At 66.9% G+C, this 2057-nt stretch carries 1 protein-coding gene and 2 pseudogenes; all 3 read left to right on the top strand.

Annotated features, from left to right (window positions below; translation table 11 throughout):
- Positions 1-230 (top strand): annotated as a pseudogene (locus JCM25156_RS31360) (cobyrinate a,c-diamide synthase); the annotation flags it as partial.
- Between the two features lie 136 nt (positions 231-366).
- Positions 367-615, top strand: a complete 249-nt coding sequence (locus tag JCM25156_RS14740; protein ID WP_025813674.1) for a FeoA family protein — start codon at positions 367-369, stop codon at positions 613-615.
- Positions 612-2057, top strand: a pseudogene (gene feoB / locus JCM25156_RS24895) (ferrous iron transporter B); the annotation flags it as partial. The gene JCM25156_RS14740 and the pseudogene feoB, both read left to right, overlap by 4 nt.

Here is a 2057-nt window from a genome sequence, read left to right as displayed (position 1 = left end):
CCTTGGCTACCGCGCCGCCACCCTGCGCCATGACTGCGCCATAGGGCGCGCGGGCACCACCCTGCGCGGGCATGAATTCCACTACGCCACCGTCACCGATCCGGGACACGACACCCCGCTTGCGGACTGGCGCGAGCGGATACGGGGCCGGACGCGGTGGGGGCGGCGCGCGGCGGGGGCATGTTTCGGGCACGTTCTTCCATATACTGTCCGCCCATAACGGACAGTAACGGTCCCGCATGTGCGCTGAACATACCCGCCCCGGAAACAGTGCAGGCACATGGATAAACATGATGGACAGCACTGTAATGAATAATTAATAATAATTATTACTTACTTTTATCGGCTGGATTGAAGTCTTAACCCATGCGACTGAGCGACCTGCCACGCGGCACCGACGGTGTGATTGACAGCGTTGACGACCCGGACAACGCCGACCCCGTGGCACGGCGTTTGCGTGAACTCGGCTTTGTGCCGGGCGAAGCCGTGCGTGTTGTCGCGACCGCGCCCATGGGCGGTGATCCGCTTGCGGTGCGCATCGGGTTCACCCGCTTCGCCCTGCGCCGCACGGAGGCGGAGCGGGTACACGTCCACACGGTGAAAGAGCAGGAATGACCACCCTTAACATCGCACTGGTCGGGAACCCCAACTGCGGCAAGACCGCCCTGTTCAACCTGCTGACCGGCAGCAGGCAGAAAGTGGCCAATTACGCGGGCGCCACCGTTGAACGCAAGGAAGGCTGGTTCACCACCGCCGGTGGCCGCCGTGTCCGCCTGCTGGACCTGCCCGGCGCGTACAGCCTGAACGCCACCAGCCCCGATGAGGCCGTGACCCGCGATGTCTGCGCCGGAACCTATCGGGGGGAAACGCCCCCCGACCTGCTGGTATGCGTGGCGGATGCGACCAACCTGCGGCTGCACCTGCGTTTCGTGCTGGAAATGCGCGCCATCGGCCGCCCCGTGATCCTGGCGCTGAACATGATCGACGCCGCCCGGCGCAACGGCATGGAAATCGACCTGCCGCGCCTGCAGGCGGAACTGGGCATGCCCGTGGTCGCCACGGTTGGCGTCAGGCGCGATGGCGCGGGCAGCCTGCTGAAGGAACTGGACGGCGCCCTGCCGCCCGTACCCACCCCGCTTCCCCCCGGCACGGACCTGCACGCGATGGTGCGCGGCATCCTGGCGGACTGCGTGACCCATTCCGCCCCCCTGTCCGACCGGGTGGAGGAACGGCTCGACCGCTGGGTGCTGCACCCCGTATGGGGGCCGGTCCTGCTGGTCGTGCTGCTGTTTTTCATGTTCCAGGCGGTGTTCGCATGGGCGCAGCCGCTCATGGACGGGATCGACGCGGGCATGGGCATGCTGGGGCAGGCGGTGGGCCAGATGCTGCCGCCGGGCGTCATGCGCAGCCTGATCGTCGATGGCGTCATCGCGGGGGCGGGCAGCGTGGTGACGTTCCTGCCGCAGATCCTGATCCTGTTCCTGTGGATACTGGTGCTGGAGGAATCGGGCTACCTGCCGCGCGCGGCCTTCCTGCTGGACCGGTTCATGTCGGTTGCGGGGCTGAGCGGGCGGTCCTTCATTCCGCTGCTGTCCAGCTTCGCCTGCGCGGTGCCGGGCATCATGGCCACCCGCACCATCCAGAACCCGCGTGACCGGCTGATCACGATCCTGATCGCCCCGCTCATGACCTGTTCCGCGCGGCTGCCGGTCTATACGCTGCTGATCGGGGCGTTCATTCCCCACCGCACCATCGCGGGGTTCCTGAACCTTCAGGGTCTGGTGCTGTTCGGGCTGTATGCGATCGGCATCGGTTCGGCCTGATTGTGGCGCGCGTGCTGCGCTGGCGCAATGCCGACAGGCAGGAAGCCACGCTGCTTATGGAACTGCCCGCCTACCGGCTGCCCAACCCGCGCGATCTCGCGCTGGGGCTGTGGGAACGCGCGCGCATATTCCTGGTGCGCGTGGGAACCACCATCGTCTCGCTCACGGTGCTGCTCTGGGGTCTGTCCAGCTTTCCGCCGCCCCCCGCGGGCGCGCCGGGCCCGGCCATTGACT

Source organism: Komagataeibacter kakiaceti JCM 25156, assembly GCF_000613305.1.
The sequence above is the reverse complement of the archived record's forward strand: the minus strand, read 5'-3'. Positions and strand labels throughout refer to the sequence as shown.